This is a genomic window from Stenotrophomonas sp. GD03654, assembly GCF_029845105.1.
Classification (GTDB): domain Bacteria; phylum Pseudomonadota; class Gammaproteobacteria; order Xanthomonadales; family Xanthomonadaceae; genus Stenotrophomonas; species Stenotrophomonas africana.
Window position 1 is genome coordinate 1 of record NZ_JAOCLC010000079.1, and the last position, 19126, is coordinate 19126.

At 63.8% G+C, this 19126-nt stretch carries 20 protein-coding genes; 14 read left to right on the forward strand and 6 right to left on the reverse strand.

Features of this window, described 5'->3' with window-relative positions; translation table 11 throughout:
* Positions 1-5: 5 nt before the first annotated feature.
* The 8 genes from N5J73_RS20980 to N5J73_RS21015 all read left to right on the forward strand — a co-directional run bounded on the left by N5J73_RS20980 (position 6) and on the right by N5J73_RS21015 (position 10073).
* Positions 6-2432: a VirB4 family type IV secretion/conjugal transfer ATPase gene (locus N5J73_RS20980; protein WP_279941342.1), complete on the forward strand. Its 2427-nt coding sequence runs from the start codon at positions 6-8 to the stop codon at positions 2430-2432.
* A 51-nt stretch (positions 2433-2483) separates the two neighbouring features.
* Entirely contained in the window at positions 2484-3284 is an 801-nt protein-coding gene (locus tag N5J73_RS20985; RefSeq protein ID WP_152906712.1) for a hypothetical protein, read from the forward strand.
* 74 nt (positions 3285-3358) lie between these two features.
* Positions 3359-4498, forward strand: a complete 1140-nt coding sequence (locus N5J73_RS20990; protein WP_049448488.1) for a type IV secretion system protein — start codon at positions 3359-3361, stop codon at positions 4496-4498.
* Positions 4499-5498: 1000 nt separating this feature from the next.
* Complete coding sequence (locus N5J73_RS20995; RefSeq protein ID WP_049448486.1) at positions 5499-6023, forward strand: DUF4189 domain-containing protein; 525 nt, start codon at positions 5499-5501, stop codon at positions 6021-6023.
* Between the two features lie 1085 nt (positions 6024-7108).
* Positions 7109-7645, forward strand: a complete 537-nt coding sequence (locus tag N5J73_RS21000) for a hypothetical protein (protein ID WP_049448485.1) — start codon at positions 7109-7111, stop codon at positions 7643-7645.
* A 57-nt stretch (positions 7646-7702) separates the two neighbouring features.
* On the forward strand, positions 7703-8707 hold the full coding sequence (locus N5J73_RS21005) for an XVIPCD domain-containing protein (RefSeq protein ID WP_049448483.1): 1005 nt from the start codon (positions 7703-7705) through the stop codon (positions 8705-8707).
* A 289-nt stretch (positions 8708-8996) separates the two neighbouring features.
* Positions 8997-9671, forward strand: a complete 675-nt coding sequence (locus N5J73_RS21010) for a hypothetical protein (protein WP_239508872.1) — start codon at positions 8997-8999, stop codon at positions 9669-9671.
* Complete coding sequence (locus N5J73_RS21015) at positions 9672-10073, forward strand: hypothetical protein (RefSeq protein ID WP_239508871.1); 402 nt, start codon at positions 9672-9674, stop codon at positions 10071-10073. It abuts the gene before it with no gap.
* A 54-nt stretch (positions 10074-10127) separates the two neighbouring features.
* Here the strand turns inward: N5J73_RS21015 and N5J73_RS21020 are convergent, their stop codons facing one another.
* Genes N5J73_RS21020 through N5J73_RS21030 form a run of 3 tightly spaced genes read right to left on the reverse strand, consistent with a single transcriptional unit; the run spans position 10128 to position 12821 of the window.
* Positions 10128-11456: an XVIPCD domain-containing protein gene (locus tag N5J73_RS21020; RefSeq protein ID WP_049448481.1), complete on the reverse strand. Its 1329-nt coding sequence runs from the start codon at positions 11454-11456 to the stop codon at positions 10128-10130.
* Positions 11453-12106 carry a hypothetical protein gene (locus tag N5J73_RS21025; RefSeq protein ID WP_049448479.1) on the reverse strand — a complete coding sequence of 218 codons (654 nt, stop codon included), beginning with the start codon at positions 12104-12106 and terminating at the stop codon, positions 11453-11455. Before N5J73_RS21025 ends, N5J73_RS21020 begins: the two co-directional genes overlap by 4 nt.
* A gap of 43 nt (positions 12107-12149) precedes the next feature.
* Complete coding sequence (locus N5J73_RS21030; RefSeq protein ID WP_049448477.1) at positions 12150-12821, reverse strand: hypothetical protein; 672 nt, start codon at positions 12819-12821, stop codon at positions 12150-12152.
* A 260-nt stretch (positions 12822-13081) separates the two neighbouring features.
* On the opposite strand from N5J73_RS21030, the gene N5J73_RS21035 reads away from it, so the two are divergent.
* Positions 13082-13588 (forward strand): N-acetyltransferase, encoded by a 507-nt coding sequence (locus tag N5J73_RS21035; RefSeq protein ID WP_049448475.1) that lies wholly within the window; start codon positions 13082-13084, stop codon positions 13586-13588.
* A gap of 22 nt (positions 13589-13610) precedes the next feature.
* On the opposite strand, the gene N5J73_RS21040 is transcribed toward N5J73_RS21035, so the two are convergent.
* From N5J73_RS21040 to N5J73_RS21050, 3 genes are all read right to left on the reverse strand, one after another.
* Complete coding sequence (locus N5J73_RS21040) at positions 13611-13817, reverse strand: hypothetical protein (RefSeq protein ID WP_005410107.1); 207 nt, start codon at positions 13815-13817, stop codon at positions 13611-13613.
* Between the two features lie 58 nt (positions 13818-13875).
* Positions 13876-14313: an acetyltransferase gene (locus N5J73_RS21045; RefSeq protein WP_049448473.1), complete on the reverse strand. Its 438-nt coding sequence runs from the start codon at positions 14311-14313 to the stop codon at positions 13876-13878.
* Between the two features lie 68 nt (positions 14314-14381).
* On the reverse strand, positions 14382-15149 hold the full coding sequence (locus N5J73_RS21050) for an NAD(P)H-dependent oxidoreductase (protein ID WP_049448472.1): 768 nt from the start codon (positions 15147-15149) through the stop codon (positions 14382-14384).
* Between the two features lie 78 nt (positions 15150-15227).
* Between N5J73_RS21050 and N5J73_RS21055 the strand changes: the two genes are divergently transcribed.
* From N5J73_RS21055 to N5J73_RS21075, 5 genes are all read left to right on the forward strand, one after another.
* Positions 15228-15587: a helix-turn-helix domain-containing protein gene (locus tag N5J73_RS21055; RefSeq protein WP_049429669.1), complete on the forward strand. Its 360-nt coding sequence runs from the start codon at positions 15228-15230 to the stop codon at positions 15585-15587.
* Between the two features lie 75 nt (positions 15588-15662).
* Complete coding sequence (gene tadA / locus N5J73_RS21060; RefSeq protein WP_100443812.1) at positions 15663-16187, forward strand: tRNA adenosine(34) deaminase TadA; 525 nt, start codon at positions 15663-15665, stop codon at positions 16185-16187.
* A 75-nt stretch (positions 16188-16262) separates the two neighbouring features.
* Entirely contained in the window at positions 16263-16835 is a 573-nt protein-coding gene (gene orn / locus N5J73_RS21065; RefSeq protein WP_049444646.1) for an oligoribonuclease, read from the forward strand.
* Between the two features lie 170 nt (positions 16836-17005).
* Positions 17006-17878 (forward strand): EcsC family protein, encoded by an 873-nt coding sequence (locus tag N5J73_RS21070; RefSeq protein ID WP_049444644.1) that lies wholly within the window; start codon positions 17006-17008, stop codon positions 17876-17878.
* Positions 17879-18049: 171 nt separating this feature from the next.
* The coding region (locus N5J73_RS21075; protein ID WP_279941341.1) for an alkene reductase at positions 18050-19126 on the forward strand (1077 nt) is incomplete at its 3' end.

Sequence of the window (19126 nt, forward strand, 5' to 3'; positions counted from 1 at the left end):
CCTCCATCAGCGAATTCATCCCCTTGTCGTCGCACGTGGCTCCGAATGTGGTGAAGACCACGGGCGGCGACTACCTGTTGACGTGGCACCTGGAAGGGCTGCCGTTCGTGGGGCGCGAAGAATGGGAGCTTGAGCATCGGCACAACACCTTCAACCGGTTGCTGCAGACGCTGCGCGCACCGGATTTCGTCAACGTTGCCTTCTGGGTGCATGACATCCGGCGCCGTCGCACCCTGAAGGGAAAGAGCTACTACAAGCAGCGCTTCAACCAGGATGTGTCCGACCAGTACATGGGCATGCTGTCCTCCCAGCGCATCATGCAGAACGAGCTGTACCTGACGATGATCTATCGCCCAGTGGTGGCGGGAAAGCGCTTCGTGGAGAAGTCCGCGAACGTGGACAAGCTGCGCGCCGAGCAGGAGCAGGCCGTCGAGAAGCTGATGGAGCTCGCCGGCAACGTCGAGGCTGTGATCCGCGACTACGCGCCTTACCGGCTCGGTATGTACGAAGCCAAGAACGGTGTGGTGTTTTCCGAGACGCTTGAGCTGTTCGGCTACCTGATCAACCGCATCGATGAGCCGGTACCGGTACTGTCGGCGCCAGTGAAAGACTATCTTCCGGTCAGCCGGCACATGTTCTCGGCCAAGACCGGCGATTTCGTGATCAGTACGCCCAATGGCGTCAATCATTTCGGCGCGATCCTGAATATCAAGGAATATGCCGAGGGGACCTATCCGGGCATCCTCAATGGTCTGAAGTATCTGGACTACGAGTACGTCATCACCCATTCGTTCAGCCCGATGGGGCGCCAGGACGCATTGAAGGTGCTGGACCGGACCAAGGGCATGATGATCTCCTCGGGCGACAAGGCGGTCAGTCAGATCGTCGAACTCGACCAGGCGATGGATCATCTGTCGTCAGGCAACTTCGTGCTGGGCGAATACCACTTCATCATCGCGGTGTATGGCGACAGCCAGGCGAAGCTGTCGCAGAACGTGGCCTCGACCCGTGCCGAGCTGTCCAACGCCGGTTTCGTGTCGACCAAGGAGGATCTGGCAGTCACCTCGTCGTTCTATTCGCAGCTGCCGGCCAACTGGCGCTTCCGCACGCGGCTGGCCAACGTCAGCTCGCTGAATTTCCTCGGTCTGTCGCCGCTGCACAACTTCGCCACCGGCAAGCAGCACAACAACCCGTGGGGCGACTGCGTGACCACGCTGCAGACCACCAACGGCCAGCCGTACTACTTCAACTTCCATGCCACCCATCCATCCGAGAATTCGCTGGGTGAGAAGGCGATCGCCAACACCATGGTGATCGGCAAGTCCGGTACCGGCAAGACCGCGCTAATCAACTTCCTGCTCAGCCAGGTTCAGAAGTATGAGCCGTCACCGACCATCTTCTTCTTCGACAAGGACCGTGGTGCGGAGATCTTCGTGCGTGCCTGCGGTGGCAATTATCTCGCCCTGGAGAACGGTGCGCCGACCGGCTTCAACCCGTTCCAGTGCGAGAACAACGAATCCAACGTGCAGTTCCTGGCCGACCTGATCAAGGTGCTGGCCGGCAAGCGCGAGTACAGCGCCCGCGAGGAAGAGGACATCTACCGCGCGGTGGAGAGCATGCTCGATACGCCGATGCACCTGCGCAGCATGACCAATTTCCAGAAGAGCCTGCCCAACATGGGCGATGACGGTCTCTACGCGCGTATGCGTCGCTGGACCTCGGGCAATTCGCTGGGCTGGGTGTTTGACAATCCGGTCGATACCGTTGATCTCAGCAAGGCCAACATCATCGGCTTCGACTACACCGATATCATCGATAATCCCGAAGTGCGCGTGCCGGTCATCAATTACCTGCTGCACCGTCTGGAATCGCTGATCGACGGTCGACCGCTGATCTATGTAATGGACGAATTCTGGAAGATCCTGGACGGCGAGGGTGGCCTGAAGGAGTTCGCGAAGAACAAGCAGAAGACCATCCGTAAGCAGAACGGCCTGGGCATTTTCGCCACGCAGAGCCCGGAAGACGCGCTGAAGAGTGATATCTCCGCTGCCCTGATCGAGCAGACCGCCACGCTCATCCTGCTGCCGAACCCGAACGCCAGCAAGAGCGACTACATGGATGGCCTGAAGTTGACCGAGGCGGAATTCAAGGTGGTCACGGCACTGGACGAGCGCTCGCGCTGCTTCCTGGTCAAGCAGGGCCATGCCTCCAGTGTCTGCCAGCTCAACCTGCGTGGCATGGACGACATCCTGTCGGTGATCTCGGCCTCGACCGACAACATCGACATCATGCATCGGGTGCTGCAGACGGCTGCAGTCCGCAATCGGATTACCGTGGACGAACTCACGCCGGAACAGTGGCTGGAGGACTTCTACAAGAACCGAAAGGGCTCTGGTAAAGCCAAGGTCTCTGCCGAAACCGATGCGGCTTGAAGGCCTTCGATCAAACAGCGCTGAATGAAATCCATTCCATTGGAGAAGAACATGAACATGACATCCCGAAATCACAAGCGCCACCGCGGTCTGCGTCAGAAGCGCCTGGCAGCCATCCTGCTGGGGAGCATGGTCATGTTCTCCACCACGTCGGTTTCGGCCGGTGGTTACCCTGTCTTCGACCTCAGTAATCTCCTGCAGGCGCTGAAGGACTTTGCCCAAGGGAAGGCGCAAATCAAGGCTGACGGGCTGGAGTACGCGGCTCAGGTAACTCGGTGGAACAGGACGTTCCAGGAATATAAGAATGCGCTTGTCCAGATCCAAGGCATGATCAACAACTTCGGCTTGCCGCCAGGCGCCACATTGGAGCGGGTTCCAGACGACTATATGGTCGCCGACCTCTGCCGTACATCGGCGGGCTTCAGCGCTGGCAGCCTGCTGAAGAAGTTTGTGCTGGATACCTCCGGTGATCTCTACGCACAGCAGCAGCAGCTGTGCGTCAACATCCAGATGATGGAAAACCGGAAGCGCAACGAGACGGTGGATTTCATCGAGAAGACCATTCCCAGTATCAACGCGTCGTTGTCTGAGATCATGGGCTGGAGAGGCGGCGCCGATGGCAATCTTGCGGGAACTCTTTCGGCCGTGAACAGCGACTCCCTGCGTACGGCAAACGATATTTCCAAGCTGCAGCAGGAGTGGGAGGCGCGCATGCGGTCCTACGACGCCTATCAGGAGTCAATGAAGGCCAATCAGCGCGTGCTGGCGCGCGTGGCATTGAAGGGCAAGCCGGGCGTCATCTCGCAGCTGGTCAAGACGGCTGCATTGGAAGGCGCTTTGCACATCGACTGACGTCGCTTGGGGCAGGTGCATAGGCACCGGCTCCATGAGGTTGTCCGGTAGGGATACATCAAGGGATTGCGGAAATGATCAGGTCGATTGCCAATTTTGATTTCAATGGCGGATTCCAGGATTTGATGGGGCACGTTGCACGTGTCCAGTCGATCGGGGATTTCGTGTTCTTCAAGTTCATCTTCGACTTCCTGCGAAAGAAGATAAACAAGTTCGGCATCGACATGATGGGGGAAATGATGCAGTGGGTCGGCGGCATCGCCCTCACGCTCATGACCCTGTGGGTGCTGGTGCAGGGCTTCCGCATCGTGACCGGCCGCAGCCGGGACTCAATGATGGTATTGGTGACCAATATGGCGCGTGCGGCGTTGATCGTCAGCGCGGCCACCACGATGGGCGCTTTCGGCACCAACCTGCAGAGCTTCCTCACTCACGACGTCAAGGCAGAAATCACGAAGGTCGTGACAGGCTCGAACGAGTCACCCGAAGCTCAGATCGACAAGAGCCTGGCATGGATGCAGGTGGCGCTTTCCAGTATCGACGCCATCCAGATCATGAATGACGGGGAGCTGCTGGAGGACAAGAAGCGGGCACTGTTCTTCATCGGCATGGGCACCGCAGGTCCAGCCATCACCGCTGGTGCGATGCTGATGCTGTATGAAATCGCCATGGCGCTGTTCATCGGCTTTGGCCCTCTGTTCATCCTCTGCCTGTTGTTCGACCAGACCAAGCAGTTGTTCCAACGTTGGCTGTTCTACGGCATCGGCACGATGTTCTCCATGGCCGTACTTGCAGCGATGGTCTCCATTGCACTGGACATGGTGGTACGTGTAGCGGCCACTTTCTGGACCACAGCGCTGGTGCAGGAATTCATCCTCAAGGAAAGCATGTCCGACGGCATGACCAGCCAGGCGATGCAGCAGGGAGGCATGGGCCTGATCCTCACCGCGTTGATCCTGACTACACCCCCAATGGCAGCGATGTTCTTCCAGGGCACCCTGGGCACCTTCATGGCATATTCGCAGATAGGTGGTGGTGCAAGTGCCTCGCCGAGTGCCGATGGTCGTCCGCCGGGCATGTCGGCTCCGCCGCCGGCGCCGTCGGGAGATCGTGGTTCGGTGGGGGCGCCTGTCGCAGCAACCTCCCCTGTTGTCAATAACGCGATTGCTCCGACTCAAAGCCCAGGTATGCGAGGAAATGCAACAGGTCAATGAGTTGTGAGACTGAGGCGCCGTGAATTTTCAGAGATTCAAGACAATGGCCGATTTCAAACCTTTACGCGGTAATCCGGCGTTCGTGACTCTGACGCTGCTGTTTGCTGCACTCCTCGTTGCCAATAACGCCAATGCGGAGGGCCGATGCCCGGCCGGCCAGTACCCCATCGGCGATCAAGGGGTGGGGGGGTGTGCCCCCATCCCTGGAGCGGGGGGGAGCGCCCGTGGGGCGGAACCCGCTGGCCAGTGGCATAAGACGTGGGGTGCCATTGCTTCCTCGCCCAGTACGAACGAAGCAGGCGTGGCGACAGGGAGGGCTACGAAAGAGGATGCGGAGCGTGTCGCTCTCGAGGGATGCGGCATGCGCGCTGCTCGCGACTGCCGAGTACTCATCGCGTACCGGAACCAGTGTGCGGCTTGGGTCGTTCCTCAGAGCCAAGGCAATGGGGCGCGTGGTGGCGTTGCGAGCGGTCAAGACTTGAAGGAAGCCATTGCGCAGGCACAAAAGATCTGCGTGGATCCGGCTGGAACGCAATGCAAAGTCGCCTACTCAGCGTGTTCTGAGCCGGTTTATGAGGCGTTCTAGCTAAAGGATCCTGACAGCCAGTGCTTGGAGCGTGTTGATTGCTCAGGGCAACGGCTTGGGCAAGCTTCGACATGCCGACGTGAAGGCGATATTGGTGCGACGGCGTCTATGTGATCGACAGTAGCTTGCTGTGCCCCGGCTCTATTTCAACTGGGTGATTTACTTCAGTCGAGCCTGCGTTGATGCACAATCTGACGCGATTGACCTTGAGCGTTCAGCGTGGCTGCGCCACCATCGGGCTTGCAGCGCACTCCGGTTGGAATCGCCGAGTTCTCCAATGATCTTGTACCCGGCCAGCCCGGGCCTGTGTTTGCTCTGCGAAGCCTTCCCAACCCGGGAGGCAAGTTTGGGCAACGATCATCTGCTCAGGCCGTCCCGCCTCTCACAATGGGCAGCAAAGGAATGAGTCTCCCCATGAAACGAATCCACCTCGCTTTTCTCCCGTGTCTGCTGATTGCAGGCCTGCTGCCGTTCACCGCGCTTGCCGAAGGCAACTGCCCGCAGGGCATGTATCCCATCGGTGGCCAGGGTGTACAGGGCTGTGCGCCCATTCCGGTGAGCAGCTCAGGATCCCCGTACAACAATCGCCCCAACTGGGCGCAGACCGTGCGCGGCGTGGCGATGGATGCCCGCGGCGATACCTTCATCAGCAACTCGATGCGCTCACGGGGCAAGGCAAAGCGTGCATCCATGAAGGAGTGCAAGGAGTTCGGGAAAGGCGAATGTACGTTGGCGACCCTGTTCCAGGCGCAATGCGCGGCGGTCGCCCACGCGGGCCTGGGCACTGAAACCACCAGTGTTGCCACCGCCATGTCCGAACAGGGGGCGGTCATTGTCGCGATGCAGCAATGCAACGCGAAGGCGGCATGGAAGCAGCTGCCGCAGGGACAATGCGGGATCGCCAGAACGGCCTGCACGGCGGATCTGTTCATCAGGTAAGGCGCCATTCACGCTAAGCCCAGTTTTCTGCGATCAATTCCGCTTTTCGATTTCCTCGGTCTTCGACGCGGCAGAACGCTTCGCGGGAAGCTCCCCGACAACGATCGTCCGCTCAGACCGTCCCACCTCTCACAATGGGCAGCAAAGGAATGGGTCTCCCCATGAAACGAATCCACCTCGCTTTCTCCTGTGCCTGCTGATTGCAGGCCTGCTGCCGTTCACTGCCTCGGCCGAAGGCCGCTGCCCTCCGGGCCAGTATCCAATCGGTGATCAGGGTGTCGGTGGGTGTGCTCCGATACCCGGTGCGCAAGGAGGCGAATCGGGCACGCCCATGTCAACGGGCGTTTGGCAGAGGCGATGGGGAGCCATTGCTCAGGATGTTTCCCCGCGTGAGCCGGGAAGCTACAGGCCCAGAGGGGCAGCCGTTTCCCAGAAGTCGAAGCGTGTGGCACGTTCGCTCGCGGTGGACGCGTGCAGAAGCGACGGTGGACAGAAGTGCGAGGTCTGGATCGCCTTCCGGGATCAGTGCGTCGCCATTGCAGATCCCGTTGGAACCCTTGCCCCTGGCGCAACCAGTGTCGTGAGGACTGCCGGTAGCGAGGTCCTTGCCCGTTCCGGTGCCACGCGGGAGTGTCGAGAGAAGCTTGGCCAAGCATGTGAGATTGCCTATTCGGGATGTAGCCTGCCCTGAGGGCACTCTCCTTGAGTGAGGTGGGGCGACGATGATGTGTTCATCGAATTCAGGTGCTGTAGTTTCAGCGGGTTGGTGACTGTTCACGATAGGCCCGCTTTTTGTGTGATCAATTGCGCTTTTCTTTTCGGGTCCCCTTCGACGAACGGTGCTTCCTCGAAGTAAGCTGCGTGCGCGTCAAAAGTCCGGCGTGTCGGTGCAATCGAGCGCAGGAGCTTTTCCGTCCATGAGGACTCTGACGACCCACCGTGCGGGCGACGCTCATGACCATCGAAGCCCTCGCAGGGCCAGGGCTATCATCCGCTTTGGCGGGCATCGGGACGGGTCGCGTACTGCGCGGTGTCCCGGCCGTTGCATGGATACTGGCAAGACGGCTTGGAAGGAGTTGCAGGGGATGGAGAAGGGGAGTGGCACGCACATGGACAATGCCCTGGCGTTCGTTCCGTCCGGCGCGAACCTGCTGGAAGCGGTACGCGGCGATCTCACCGGCGATGGCATCGAGTATCAGCTGCTGGTCATCGACCAGCCGACACCGGAAGGGCTGGTACCCGGCCAGCACGGACCGAACCGGGTGCTGCTGTTGCTGCGCGGTGACGGGCGCGGGCGCTGGCAGCTGGCCGCGCGCAACGACAAGCTGGTGCCGTGCTCCACCCGCGGCGGCATTGCAGGCGATCCCTTCGCCTACGTGACGATCGAGGATGGTGCCTTCAGCGTGATCACCAACGGCGGTAGCCGCGAGCGCTGGAGCAGCACCTACCGGTTCCGCTATGCGCCTGCGGACAAGGCCTGCTGGGTGGATGGGGTGAGACGCAAGGTCGTGGATATCGAGACCGAAGCGACCAACATCCGGGATTACTCGGCGGCGGAGCTGGGCAGGGTGCGGTTCGAGGACTTCGACCCGTCCAGCGTCGCCGAGGTGTCGCTTCCATGAGCCAAGCTCCAACCGGCGGAAGGGAATCCGCGCTGATGAAGATTCAGGAGTTGCACTGTGTCGACCGATAGAGAGTCGCAGCTGTTGCGACAGGCGACCAAAGCCGGCATCGACTCCCCGCTTGAACTGGCCAATTTCATGGCCCAGGCAGGGCACGAGTCGCGCGGCTTGAGCCGGCTCAACGAGAGTTTCAACTTCACCCGGGGAATCTCGCAGATCCCGGTGGAGGCTGCGTGGCGCAATGGCAACGCTGCGCTGGAGAGCGCCCGCCAGGAAGCGCTGCGTGGTCGCCCGGAACACCTGGCTGAGCTGATGTACGGCGGGCGCATGGGCAACGACGCGCCTGGTGACGCGCTGAAGTACCACGGCCGCGGCTATCTGCCATTGGTCGGCAAGGAGAATTACGAGCGTGCCGGCAAAGCGCTGGATCTGGATCTGGTGAATCACCCGGAACTGGCCGCGCAGCCCGAGCACGCAGGCCGTATTGCCGTATGGCAATGGCAGACACGGGTGCCGGAGGCGGCGCGCCAGGACGTGCGCGAGGCAACGCATGCGCTCAATGGCGCGCTCAATGGCATCGAGGCACGCCGGCAACGTTTCGAGGTCTGGCAACAGAAGCTAACGCCGGAGGTGATGGCGCGACTGGATCGTGGCGAAGTCGGTGCGCCGGCGCAGACCGTTGCACGCGACATGTCGCATGCCGGCGAGCCCGGCAATGCGTTGTTCGAGGAAGCGCGCCGGCATCTGCAGCAGATGGGGCCACAAAGTGGACTGCGCAGTGCACAGGAACTCGACAATACCGCTGGCGCATTGGCGTTGGGCGCGCAGAAGGCGGGGCTGTCGCGCATCGATCATCTCCTGGCCGGCAATGACGGTCGCACGCTGTTTGCGGTACAGGGTGGGCTGGGCGATCCGGCCATGCTGCGCGCATCGGTCGATCGCGAACAGGCGGCGCAGCAGCCGCTGGCGCAGAGCAGCCAGCAGTTGGCTGCCACTGTCGCCCAGCAGGACCCGGCTGCTGCGCTCGCCCGCGAGCAGGAGCAGCGTTCTCGATCCCTGTAACACCTGATGCCGGCGGGCAGGGTGCCCGCAGGCGCTTTACGCACGACGCGTGGCGCCCTGTGGCGCCGACATGGAAACCCACTCGTAAGGACACCACATGCGAATCGTTCCCTCGAATGCCCGGCACGCCGCTGCCCGCTGCAATGCATCCATGCGCCGCCTGCCGCCGCTCTGGTTGCTGTTACTTGGACTTGCCGCAGCGTCGGCACAGGCTCAGGAAGCAGCTGCACCCGCCGTGGAAACGCCCCCCGCTGCCGAGGCGACCGTTGACGCGCCTGCAGGGGCGTCAATGGTTGCAGCACCCATGGTCACCGAAGCCGTTGGCGCGGCGCAGGCTGCCGAAGTAGCGGCTGTCGTGACACCCCCTGCGACGCCCGTGGTGGACGCACAGCCGGCGCCGGCTGCGGACCCGGCGCCTGCGCCCGTTGCGCCCGCAGCGGCGGCGCCTGTGGCCGCACCGCCTGCCGTCGTCGAGCCAACGGTCCCGGCGGTAGCGCCGGCACCGCCCGCGTTGGTCATCGTGCCGTTGCCGCCCGAGCAGGCGACCGAGCGTGCGCTCGGTGCCCGTTGTCCGGTGGATCTGGCCGGGCGACTGGCGGCCCAGGGCGAGCTGCTGATCGGCGCCTGCCAGGGTACGATGCCGGCGCATCTGGCCGCGCTGCTGGTCGCGCTGCCCGAGCAGGACATCCACCTGCCGCGCAGCTGGCGCGAGCGTGAGGTGCAGCAGAAGGCCTGGTTCAAGGCGGTGCCGGGCTACGGCCAGCGCCCGGACTTCATCGTGCGGATGGGCGACATCTGGGTGCGTTCGCTGGAAGGGCGCGACGCCGACAGCACGTTCTATCTGGTGTCAGCGCCGTTCACCTGCAGCGACCGGGTCGCCAACCGCGACGAGTACGGCGCGGAGCCGGTACGCCTGCCAGCGGGGGATTGCCGCGAGGCCTATGTGGCCCAGCGTGTGTACTAGGTGCGTGGCGATGCCGCACCGCTGGACGTTACCGCCGAGGCGATGCCGGCCATGCCGCCGTTGACGGAAGCCGATCGCGCACGCCAGTTGGCGCGCGAAGGCCGGATCACGCTGGATCACAGCAAGCTGCAGTATGGCCCGGCCATGCGCTGGTTCGTGCAGTACCCGGAGACCGCCCAAAAGGGTGGCCCGCGTGCGTTCAGTGACTGGAACCGCGAGCACCTGGCATTCGTGGTCTGGACCGGGGACCGATTCGAGCTGCGCGAGAAGGTTCCGCGCAGCCAGTGGCCCTGCGACCCGGTGGCACCGGGGGATCGGGCTTGTGGCGGCTTCCCGGATTCTGGCCCGGATCTGTTTGTGACGGCCGGTTCCTCCGCGCCGATGGCTGCCTCCGGTCCCTGAGCCGGAGTGCCGACGTGCAGCGGGAGCCGGGATGACCGGCTCCCGCGCAGTCCATCAGGCCTGCATGCTGCGGGTCTGGTTCTGCTGTTGTTCCAGTTGCTGGTCACGCTCAAGTGCAAGGCGCTGACCGGCGGCTTGCTGGTCGATGCGCTGGCTGCTCTGCTCCAGCGGCGTGTTCATCGCCATGGCCGTGTCCACCGACACGCGCAGGTGTGCCGGGTCGCCGCCCTGGCCCTGCACCGCGAAGCTGCGCGAGGCATCGGCATTCATGACCACCTCGTCGATGCGCTTGCCGCCTGCCGCGTGCATTTCGGCGGCGAGGCTGCCCGCCAGCTGAGTACTCATCACGTCCGGCACGCGCCCGACCCGCACGTCATGAGCATGCACGCCGCGGATCGCGTCGTTGAACAACGGGTTGCCCAGGTGGTTGGCATCGTCCATGCGCAGCATGCTGGTGTGATGGCCGTTCTTCTCCGCTTCGCGGCGTGCCGGTTCACCGGGCTGCAGCGGGCCGCGGATGTGGTCGTACAGATCGATAGCGCCGCCCGGGATGCCGCGTGCCGCGCGGGTGACACCGCGACGCAGTGACTCGACGTCATCGCGGTACTCCTCGATCATCTTGGCGTTGTCTTTCGCCAGCTTCTGCGTTTCCGGATGCTTCAGCACCGAGCCTTCGTCGAGGAAGTTGCCCAGTTTGTGCGCGCCGAACGAGCTGCCTACTGCAATGAGCGGGCTGTCCGGGATCAGGGCGCGCATCGGATGGTTGCTGAAGCCGTTTGCGGCGAGTGTCTTGATTTCATCCGGCTTCGCATAGATGCGGACCTGGCCGAAATGCGGCGACGCGGCGCTGACCGGATCGGAGGCCATGACGTGGTTGATCATGGTGTTGCCGCCTTCCGGAATGCGATAGCTGAGGCTGACCGCGCCGTAGGCATTGAAGGTCTCGCCCTTGACGTTGAAGTGGTGCGAGGTGATCTGGGCGAGGGCGCCGCCGAGGGAGTGGCCGGTGACGGTGACTTCGGGTGGACGCTGCCCGAGATCCTGCCCCTCCTTCTTGGCGTAAGCGAGGGCGCGTTGAGTCAGCGCGATGGCGTCCGGAGCCTGCACGTTGGTGCGGGCAACGACCATGCCACCATCGGTCAGAATCGCATCGCGTGCGATTTGTTCGGTGCCGCGATGTGCGACGACAATTTCATTGGTGTCGACTCGCTGGTAGATCGTTCCCTGATAACCGTTCAGTCGATTATCAACGTGCTCGAGAATCTTGTACTTGTGCCCGTTGATCGGGACGATCTCTTCTTGACCAGGTGCACGACGACCGACCGCATAATCCTTGTATGCATCTTCGGACAGCGCTGCATAATCTTGGCTGTTGAGGCTCATTGGCGGACCTCGCTGGCTTCAAGCGAAGCGGAGAACAGCGCATTCCTCAGTTCCGGGCGGAACTTGGTGGGATCTTCCTGGCCGCTTGCGCCGTAATCAGGAATCTCATTCACGCGCGGATAGTCTGCGCGAGGATAGTGGCGAGTCTCGGTCTCGCCTTTGACGAAGGGTGCTGCCTCAATGAACGACAGGAAGCGGGTTTCACCCTCGGCGCCGGTGGCTTTCAGCATCGCGCCGGCGCCGCTGAATTCCCACTTGCAGACGCCACGACCGTAGTAGTCCTCATCCAGCATCCGGTCGAGGTACACGGTGCCGCGATACTCGCCCTCAGCGACCTTGCGCAGCTCCACCGGTTCCTGGCTGGTAATGCGGGCGGCAGTGCCGGTGGCGGGTTCGATGTGGCCGCACTGGTCTTCGTTGGTCACGTCGTACTGCGCGACACCTTCGACCACCGCGAAATCACCGGGGGCATCCTTCAGGCGCAGCACCAGTTCATAGGCCTTGCGCGGGGTGGGGTTGAGCTTGGCGAGGCCGCGCCCGCCCTGGGCGACATCGGCTTCGGCAGCGGCACGTTCCTGGTTCATGGCGGTCTCCGGGTTGCAGGCGGTCAATAGAAGCAGAGCAAGGCACGGAATCATCTTGTGGCGCAATGTCGGCCTCCTTTGGGGGTAGAGGGATGGTTGAACTGGCAGCTCATTGCACAAGCTTCTGCACAGTGGTGGTGGTTGAGAACAGCGCGTCGCGCAGATCTTCGCTGTACCCCGACGGATCTTCCTCGCCACTGGCGCCAAAGTTGGCGACAGTGGCGGCGCGCGGATAGATAAGGTTTGGGTAATAAAGCCTAAGAGGTGAGTCGCTCTCCATGCGCTCCTTGTCGATGAACGTCAGGAATCGCGTATCCGCCTCGCCGGTCGTAGCGCGCAACATCGCGCCAACGCCCGTCAGTGCCCAGTGGCACGTGCCGCGCCCGTAGTACTCCTCGTCCTGCATACGGTCCCGGTAGAAAGTGCCGCGGTATTCGTTCTCACCGACCTTGCGTAGCTCGACCGGTTCCTGGCTGGTGATGCGCCCTGCAGTACCTGTCGCAGGCAGGATCCGACCACAATCTGCGTAGTTGCTGACGTCGTACTGGGCCACGCCCTCAACGACCGCGAACGGACCCGGCGCGTCCTTCAGTGTCAGCACCAGCTCATAGGCCTGCTTCGGTGCGGGATTGAGCTTGGCCAGGCCGCGTCCGCCCGCGGCGACATCGCGCTCTGCGTCTGCGTAAGGCGAGCACGCCGCCAGTGCCAGCAACAGGGTCGCCGGCAGCCAGCATCGTGCACTGCGCGATGGCGCTGCCGTGCTCAAGGCGTGTTCCTGCATCGTGCATCCATGTCCATATATCCTTCCCTGGTGACAGGTTTTCCGATTATGGGGTGCGCGGGAAACCCGGCGCCACCCGAGAGCGGGCAAGAGTGCCAGAAATTTGACGCATTCAGGATTGGGCGGTGGCGCGGAAGTGCTTGCGGCACAGTCGATTTGCCGGCTTCGGAACGACCGCGTACTGAATTCGATATTCAGCCGCCGATCTGTGACATCGATCATTAATTCACGCGATCATCACCCAAGCGAAATCTTCCCCCATGAACTACACGATCCGCCCCGAATCCACTGCCGACCACGCCGTCATCCATGCGCTCACCGAAGCTGCCTTCCGCCAAGCTCCGCACAGCAGCCACACCGAGCAGTTCATCGTCGATGCGCTGCGTTCGCGTGAGGAACTGAGCATTTCGCTGGTCGCCGAAACTCAGGGCCAGGTGGTCGGACACATTGCGCTGTCGCCGGTCACCATCAACGATGGCAGCACGGGCTGGTTTGGCCTGGGGCCGATTTCGGTATTGCCCGCATGGCAGGGGCAGGGCATTGGCGCGGCGCTGATGCGCGCGGCACTCGACGCGCTGGGGGGACTGGGCGCACGGGGTTGCGTGCTGCTGGGCGAGCCGGCCTATTACGGCCGCTTCGGCTTCCGTGCCGAGCCGGGCCTGGTCCTGCCGGGTGTGCCTGCAGAGTACTTCCAGGCACTTTGCCTGCAGCCTCCGCTGGCACAGGGCGAGGTGCAGTACTCACCGGCCTTCGAGGCGACGGCCTGATCCGGGCCTGGCACGTTCCCGCTCAGGGCGCGCGCCAAACGGTCGGTTCAGGTTGTGGCTTCGGAATGCGGTAGCCGCCGATGTGTTCAAGCAGTTCATTGGTACGGCGCTGCTCGACCAGTACCTCACGCAGCAGGTTGCGCACGGCGAAGATGGCGAATGGCACCAGGATCCAGACCAGGCTGATGCCCAACGCAAACAGGGTCAGCAGGGCTTTTGCACCATCCATGCACGGCGTTCCTTGGTCGAAAGCAGCCACGCTAGCACGTGGCCGCTGCCGACGGATGTCAGCCGTTATGCCGAAGATGGATCAGCGGATACGGGCGCCCCTGCGAATCGAGCGGTGAGCGACCGGTTTCGACGAAGCCCATGCGCAGATAGAAGCCCACGGCCTGCGCGTTCTGCGCGTTGACGTCGGTGCTCAGCTGTGGGCAGAGGGTCAACGCGTGCTGCAGCAGTTGGCGACCAACCCCGGTGCCACGCACGTCCGGATCAATGAACAGCGCTTCCATGTGAGTGCCGTCGATCAGCATGAATCCGAGGGGGCGATCCTGTGCGTCGACAGCAACGGTCATCGGCGCCTGCGGCAGGAAACCCGCCACTTCGGCATCGATGGCTTGGCGGTCTTCGGCACTGAGGAAGTCGTGGGTGGCGTCGACGGCGCGACGCCAGAGGTCGACGAGGGCGGCGCCTTCGTCGGCGCGCGAGGGGCGCAGGGTGGTCATGGGTTCACCAAGGTGCTTCGGAAGAGTGCGAAGTATGAGGCTTTCCGGTAGTGCCTGCAGGCGAAGATTCATCCCGCGTCGCGGTGGCGGATGAAGGGGCTGTGCGCAGTCGCGTCCGCGCGCAGCACCACCCCATCCTCGAAGTCATCGCTGTCGTTGAAGGGCACGGTCGGCCATTGTCGCCAGCGTGCCAGCCGTTCGCGGTAGTCGCTGGTGGCCGCCGCCAGTGCTTTGTCGTGCGCCTGCACGCGATCCGCTGGCAGCCCGGAACGCACGCCATGCACCACGAACGGTTCCATCACTTCGAAGCCGACGTAGCGCAGGCTGTACATCAACGGCCACAGCAGCAACCGGGTGTCGCCCTCGCGGCCGTCCACCGCGCATGCCCGCGCCGACGAGCCGGTGGTGACGCTCAGCAACGCACGCTTGCCCTGCATCACGCCGCGCTCGTGGCGGTGCCGGCTGTTGTACATCGGCCCGTAGACCAGCACGCGGTCCAGCCAGCCCTTCAGCATGGCCGGAGCCGCGAACCACCACAGCGGGAACTGCAGGATCAGCAGGTCCGCGGCCCGCAGCAGTCGCAGATGGCGCTGCACCTCGGCGGGCAGCTGGCCCTGCTCGGCGCTGTGCCGCTGTTCGCGTTGGGGGTCGAAGTGGTCGGGATGCAGGCGATGCGGATGGTGGTCAGCCGCTTCCAGCGGATCGAAGCCTTCCGCATACAGGTCGACCACGTCCACCTGCAGGTTCTCATGCCGCAGCTGCTCGGCGGCATGCGTGGCCAGATGTGCATTGAAGGACCGGGGCTCGGGGTGGGCAAGCAGGATCAGGGCGCGCATGGGTCGAGGGACTCGTGGAGTGTGCGACCATCCTCGCGGGGCCGACCTGCCCCGGCAATTACGCACCTTGAGGTAACCATGGCCTGTCCCGGAGACGTGTATGCCGCCGACTGCTCCGCGCGCGATGCGCTTGCGCTGATTTCAGGCAAGTGGGTGATGCTGCTGCTGCCGGCATTGGCGCAGGGCCCGCTTCGTAACGGCGTGTTGCTGCGGAAGATCGAAGGCATCTCGCAGAAGGTGCTGACCCAGACCCTGCGACAGCTGGAGCGCAATGGCCTGGTCGAGCGTTGCGAACGGGGCAGCAGGCCGCTGCATGTGGAGTACCGGTTGACCGAGGTTGCGCGCGGCCTGGTCGACACGCTGGCTGCCCTGGACCGCTGGGCCGAGCACAACTTTCCTGTGCTGGACGCCGCCCGTGAGCGCTTCGACGCGCGTTAGCGGCGCCTGCACGAGCCGGGGCGTACAATGCGGCCCCGGCGGCCATCCTGGCCCAGTTGAAAAGCGAGAACCGCCATGACCGATGTCCTGGGTGTACCGGTGCACGACGCCGATGAACACTGGATGCGCCATGCACTGGCCTTGGCCGAGCGCGCACAGCGTGACTTTGACGAGATCCCGGTTGGCGCGGTGCTGGTAAGTGCCGATGGCCAGCTGCTGGGCGAGGGCTGGAACCTCAATATCGCCTCGCACGACCCCAGCGCGCATGCCGAGATCGTGGCGATGCGGGCCGGGGGGAAGCTGTTGGCCAACCATCGCCTGCTGGGCAGCACCCTGTACGTGACCCTGGAGCCGTGCGCGATGTGCGCGATGGCGGTCGTGCATGCACGCGTTTCGCGCCTGGTCTACGGCGCCAGTGACCCCAAGACGGGCGCCTGCGGCAGCGTGTTCGACCTGCTCGGTGATGCCCGCCACAACCACCGGGTCGAGATCCACGGCGGGGTGCTGGCCAAGGAAGCCAGCACGCGCCTGACCAATTACTTCCGTGCCAAGCGCGGCAAGCCGCCGCTGCTGCTGGAAGACCATGTCGGCGAGGGCTGAGGGGCGAACGGGTATGATGGGCGCCTCTTTCCTTCACCGGTAGGCCGCGCGCCTGCCCAGCAACGAGGCGACACAATGGCGGACACCGGCGCGGCCAACGAACGACTGATCTGGATCGACCTGGAAATGACCGGGTTGGACACCGACAACGATTCGATCATCGAGATCGCCACCGTGGTCACCGACGCCCAGCTCAACGTGCTGGCCGAAGGTCCGGAATTCGCCATCCATCATCCGCTGGAAACGCTGGAGGCGATGGACGAGTGGAACCGCAACCAGCATCGCCGTTCGGGCCTGTGGCAGCGCGTGGTGGACAGCACCACCACCCTTGGCCAGGCCGAGGCGCAGACGGTGAACTTCCTGGCACAGTGGATTCCGGCAGGCCTGTCGCCGATGTGCGGCAACTCGATCTGCCAGGACCGTCGCTTCCTGCACCGCCAGATGCCGCGCCTGGAGAAGTACTTCCACTACCGCAACCTGGACGTGTCCACGGTGAAGGAACTGGCCAAGCGCTGGGCGCCGACCGTCGCCGCTGGTGTCGGCAAGAACAGCAACCACACTGCCCTCAGCGATGTGCATGACTCCATCGCCGAGTTGCGCCACTACCGCCAGTTCATGGGGGCGCTGTCGGGATTGCCCACGGCCTGAACAACGACGCCGGGCATGGCGCGGCGCTGTCGGATGACACGCGAACTGGTAGTGCCGGCCGCTGGCCGGCAAGGCGTCGGGGTCGGATCCCTTTCCCGCGGAAAGGGCTCTGACCCCTCTGTCGTACCCCGCGACGAACCGTTCAACTCCCTGGCGCTAAGATCGGCGCCATGAACGAGCCCATCCTGCTCCCCCGCGACATCGCCCACGACGCCCGCGACTGGTCCGACCTGCAGCGGGCGGTGGCGCTGCTGGAAGCGCCGACCCTGACCGCGCGCATGGCGAACCTGGTCGGCACGCCGCTGGAGTTCGCGGTGAAGGCGCTGCCCGGCTCGGTTTCCAATCGCATCCATGGCGCCGTGCAGGCGGCACTGTCCAAGTCCGCGCAGGCCGCGCTGTGGAGCATGGACAACACCCCGGGCAAAGGGGCCTCCACCCGTTGGCACAAACTAGCGGCAGCCACCTCCGGCGCGGTCGGCGGCGCGTTCGGCTTTGCGGCCTTGTTCATTGAGCTGCCGGTGTCGACCACCATCATGATGCGCGCGGTGGCCGACGTGGCCCGCAGCGAGGGCTTCGACCTGTCCGAGTTCAGCACCCGACAGGCATGCCTGGAGGTATTCGCGCTGGGTGGCAACTCGCCGCGCGATGACGCCAGCGAGACCGGCTACTACCTGGCCCGCGGCTTCACCACCGACGTGATGCGGCATCTGTCGGCCGAACTGGCCGGGCGTGTGGTGACCGGCCGTGACCTGACCCTGGGCGTGGCGCCGAAGGAAGCCGGCAAACTGCTGGCGAAGATGGTGGAGAAGGTGGCGGCGCGGTTCGGCGTGGTGGTCACCGAGAAGTTCGCCGCGCAGGCGGTGCCGATTGTCGGTGCCGCTGCCGGGGCAACGCTCAATACCATGTTCACCGACTACTACCAGGACATGGCGCGTGGCCACTTCATCGTGCGCCGGCTGGAGCTGAAGTACGGGGAAGATGTGGTGCGCACCTGCTATGACAGGGTGGCACATGGTGGCGTGTTGATCGAGCCGACGCTGTAACCGGCTTTGGGGTCGCTTTTGGGGGCAGAGCCCTTTGCGTTGCAAAGGGATCCGACCCCTGAGCAGGCCATCCTTGCCTGCCGGGCACAACTGTTTTGCCACGACACGCCTGTTGCCTTTCGCAGGCGGTCCCCATTCTTGCTGGCACTCCCCCTGCAAGAGATGTCCGCCATGTTGTTCACCTCCCACCGTCTGGGCCCGCTGACCCTGCCCAACCGCATCGTGATGCCGCCGATGACCCGCTCGCGTGCGGCTGCCGGCAACGTTGCCACCGCCGAGATGGCGACCTATTACGCGCAGCGTGCCGGTGCCGGCCTGATCGTCAGCGAAGGCACCCAGATCAGCCCGCAGGGCCAGGGCTATGCCTGGACGCCGGGCATCCACAGCCCCGAACAGGTAAAGGGCTGGCGGCAGGTGACCGATGCGGTGCACGCCGCCGGTGGCCGCATCTACGCGCAGCTGTGGCACGTCGGCCGCGTCTCGCATGTGGCCCTGCAGCCCGATGGCGCGGCGCCGGTGTCGTCCTCGGCATTGCTGGCCGAAGGCGTGAAAGTGTTCGTCGACCCGACAGGGGCAGGTCCCGAAGCCGGCGTCGGCGAGATGATCCAGCATTCGATGCCGCGCGCGCTGCGCGGGGACGAGATTCCGGGCATCGTCGCCGATTACGCGCAGGCCGCCCGCAATGCGCTGGAGGCGGGCTTCGACGGCGTCGAACTGCATGGCGCCAATGGCTACCTGATCAACCAGTTCATCGACTCGCAGGCCAACCAGCGCACCGACGGCTACGGCGGTTCGCTGCAGAATCGGCTGCGCTTCCTGCGCGAGGTGGTGCAGGCGGTAGTCGCAGTGGCCGGCGGTGATCGCGTTGGCGTGCGCCTGGCGCCGCTGACCACGCTGCAGGGCGCGGTGGACGATACGCCGCAAGCGACCTATCTGGCTGCCGCGCACCTGCTCGGCGAGATGGGGGTGGGCTACCTGCACATTGCCGAGGCCGATTGGGACGATGCACCGCCGATGCCGGTGGCCTTCAAGCAGGCGCTGCGCATGGTCTACCCGGGCACGCTGATCTACGCAGGCAAGTACACCGCCGATCGCGCCGGGCAGGCGCTGGCCGAAGGCTGGGCCGACCTGATCGGTTTCGGCCGGCCGTTCATCGCCAACCCGGACCTGCCTGAGCGCCTGCGTACGGGTGCAGAACTGAATCCGCCGGATCGCGCCACGTTCTTCGGCGGTGGTGTGGAGGGCTTC

Coding starts and splice junctions, on each gene's coding strand:
- N5J73_RS20985 (WP_152906712.1), top strand. CDS start 2,484: ATGAACATGACATCCCGAAATCACAAGCGCCACCGCGGTCTGCGTCAG.
- N5J73_RS21040 (WP_005410107.1), bottom strand. CDS start 13,817: ATGGATGGTGCAAAAGCCCTGCTGACCCTGTTTGCGTTGGGCATCAGC.
- N5J73_RS21020 (WP_049448481.1), bottom strand. CDS start 11,456: ATGAGCCTCAACAGCCAAGATTATGCAGCGCTGTCCGAAGATGCATAC.
- N5J73_RS21035 (WP_049448475.1), top strand. CDS start 13,082: ATGAACTACACGATCCGCCCCGAATCCACTGCCGACCACGCCGTCATC.
- N5J73_RS20990 (WP_049448488.1), top strand. CDS start 3,359: ATGATCAGGTCGATTGCCAATTTTGATTTCAATGGCGGATTCCAGGAT.
- tadA (WP_100443812.1), top strand. CDS start 15,663: ATGACCGATGTCCTGGGTGTACCGGTGCACGACGCCGATGAACACTGG.
- N5J73_RS21010 (WP_239508872.1), top strand. CDS start 8,997: ATGGTTGCAGCACCCATGGTCACCGAAGCCGTTGGCGCGGCGCAGGCT.
- N5J73_RS21030 (WP_049448477.1), bottom strand. CDS start 12,821: ATGCAGGAACACGCCTTGAGCACGGCAGCGCCATCGCGCAGTGCACGA.
- orn (WP_049444646.1), top strand. CDS start 16,263: ATGGCGGACACCGGCGCGGCCAACGAACGACTGATCTGGATCGACCTG.
- N5J73_RS21000 (WP_049448485.1), top strand. CDS start 7,109: ATGGAGAAGGGGAGTGGCACGCACATGGACAATGCCCTGGCGTTCGTT.
- N5J73_RS21055 (WP_049429669.1), top strand. CDS start 15,228: ATGGCCTGTCCCGGAGACGTGTATGCCGCCGACTGCTCCGCGCGCGAT.
- N5J73_RS21050 (WP_049448472.1), bottom strand. CDS start 15,149: ATGCGCGCCCTGATCCTGCTTGCCCACCCCGAGCCCCGGTCCTTCAAT.
- N5J73_RS21045 (WP_049448473.1), bottom strand. CDS start 14,313: ATGACCACCCTGCGCCCCTCGCGCGCCGACGAAGGCGCCGCCCTCGTC.
- N5J73_RS20995 (WP_049448486.1), top strand. CDS start 5,499: ATGAAACGAATCCACCTCGCTTTTCTCCCGTGTCTGCTGATTGCAGGC.
- N5J73_RS21070 (WP_049444644.1), top strand. CDS start 17,006: ATGAACGAGCCCATCCTGCTCCCCCGCGACATCGCCCACGACGCCCGC.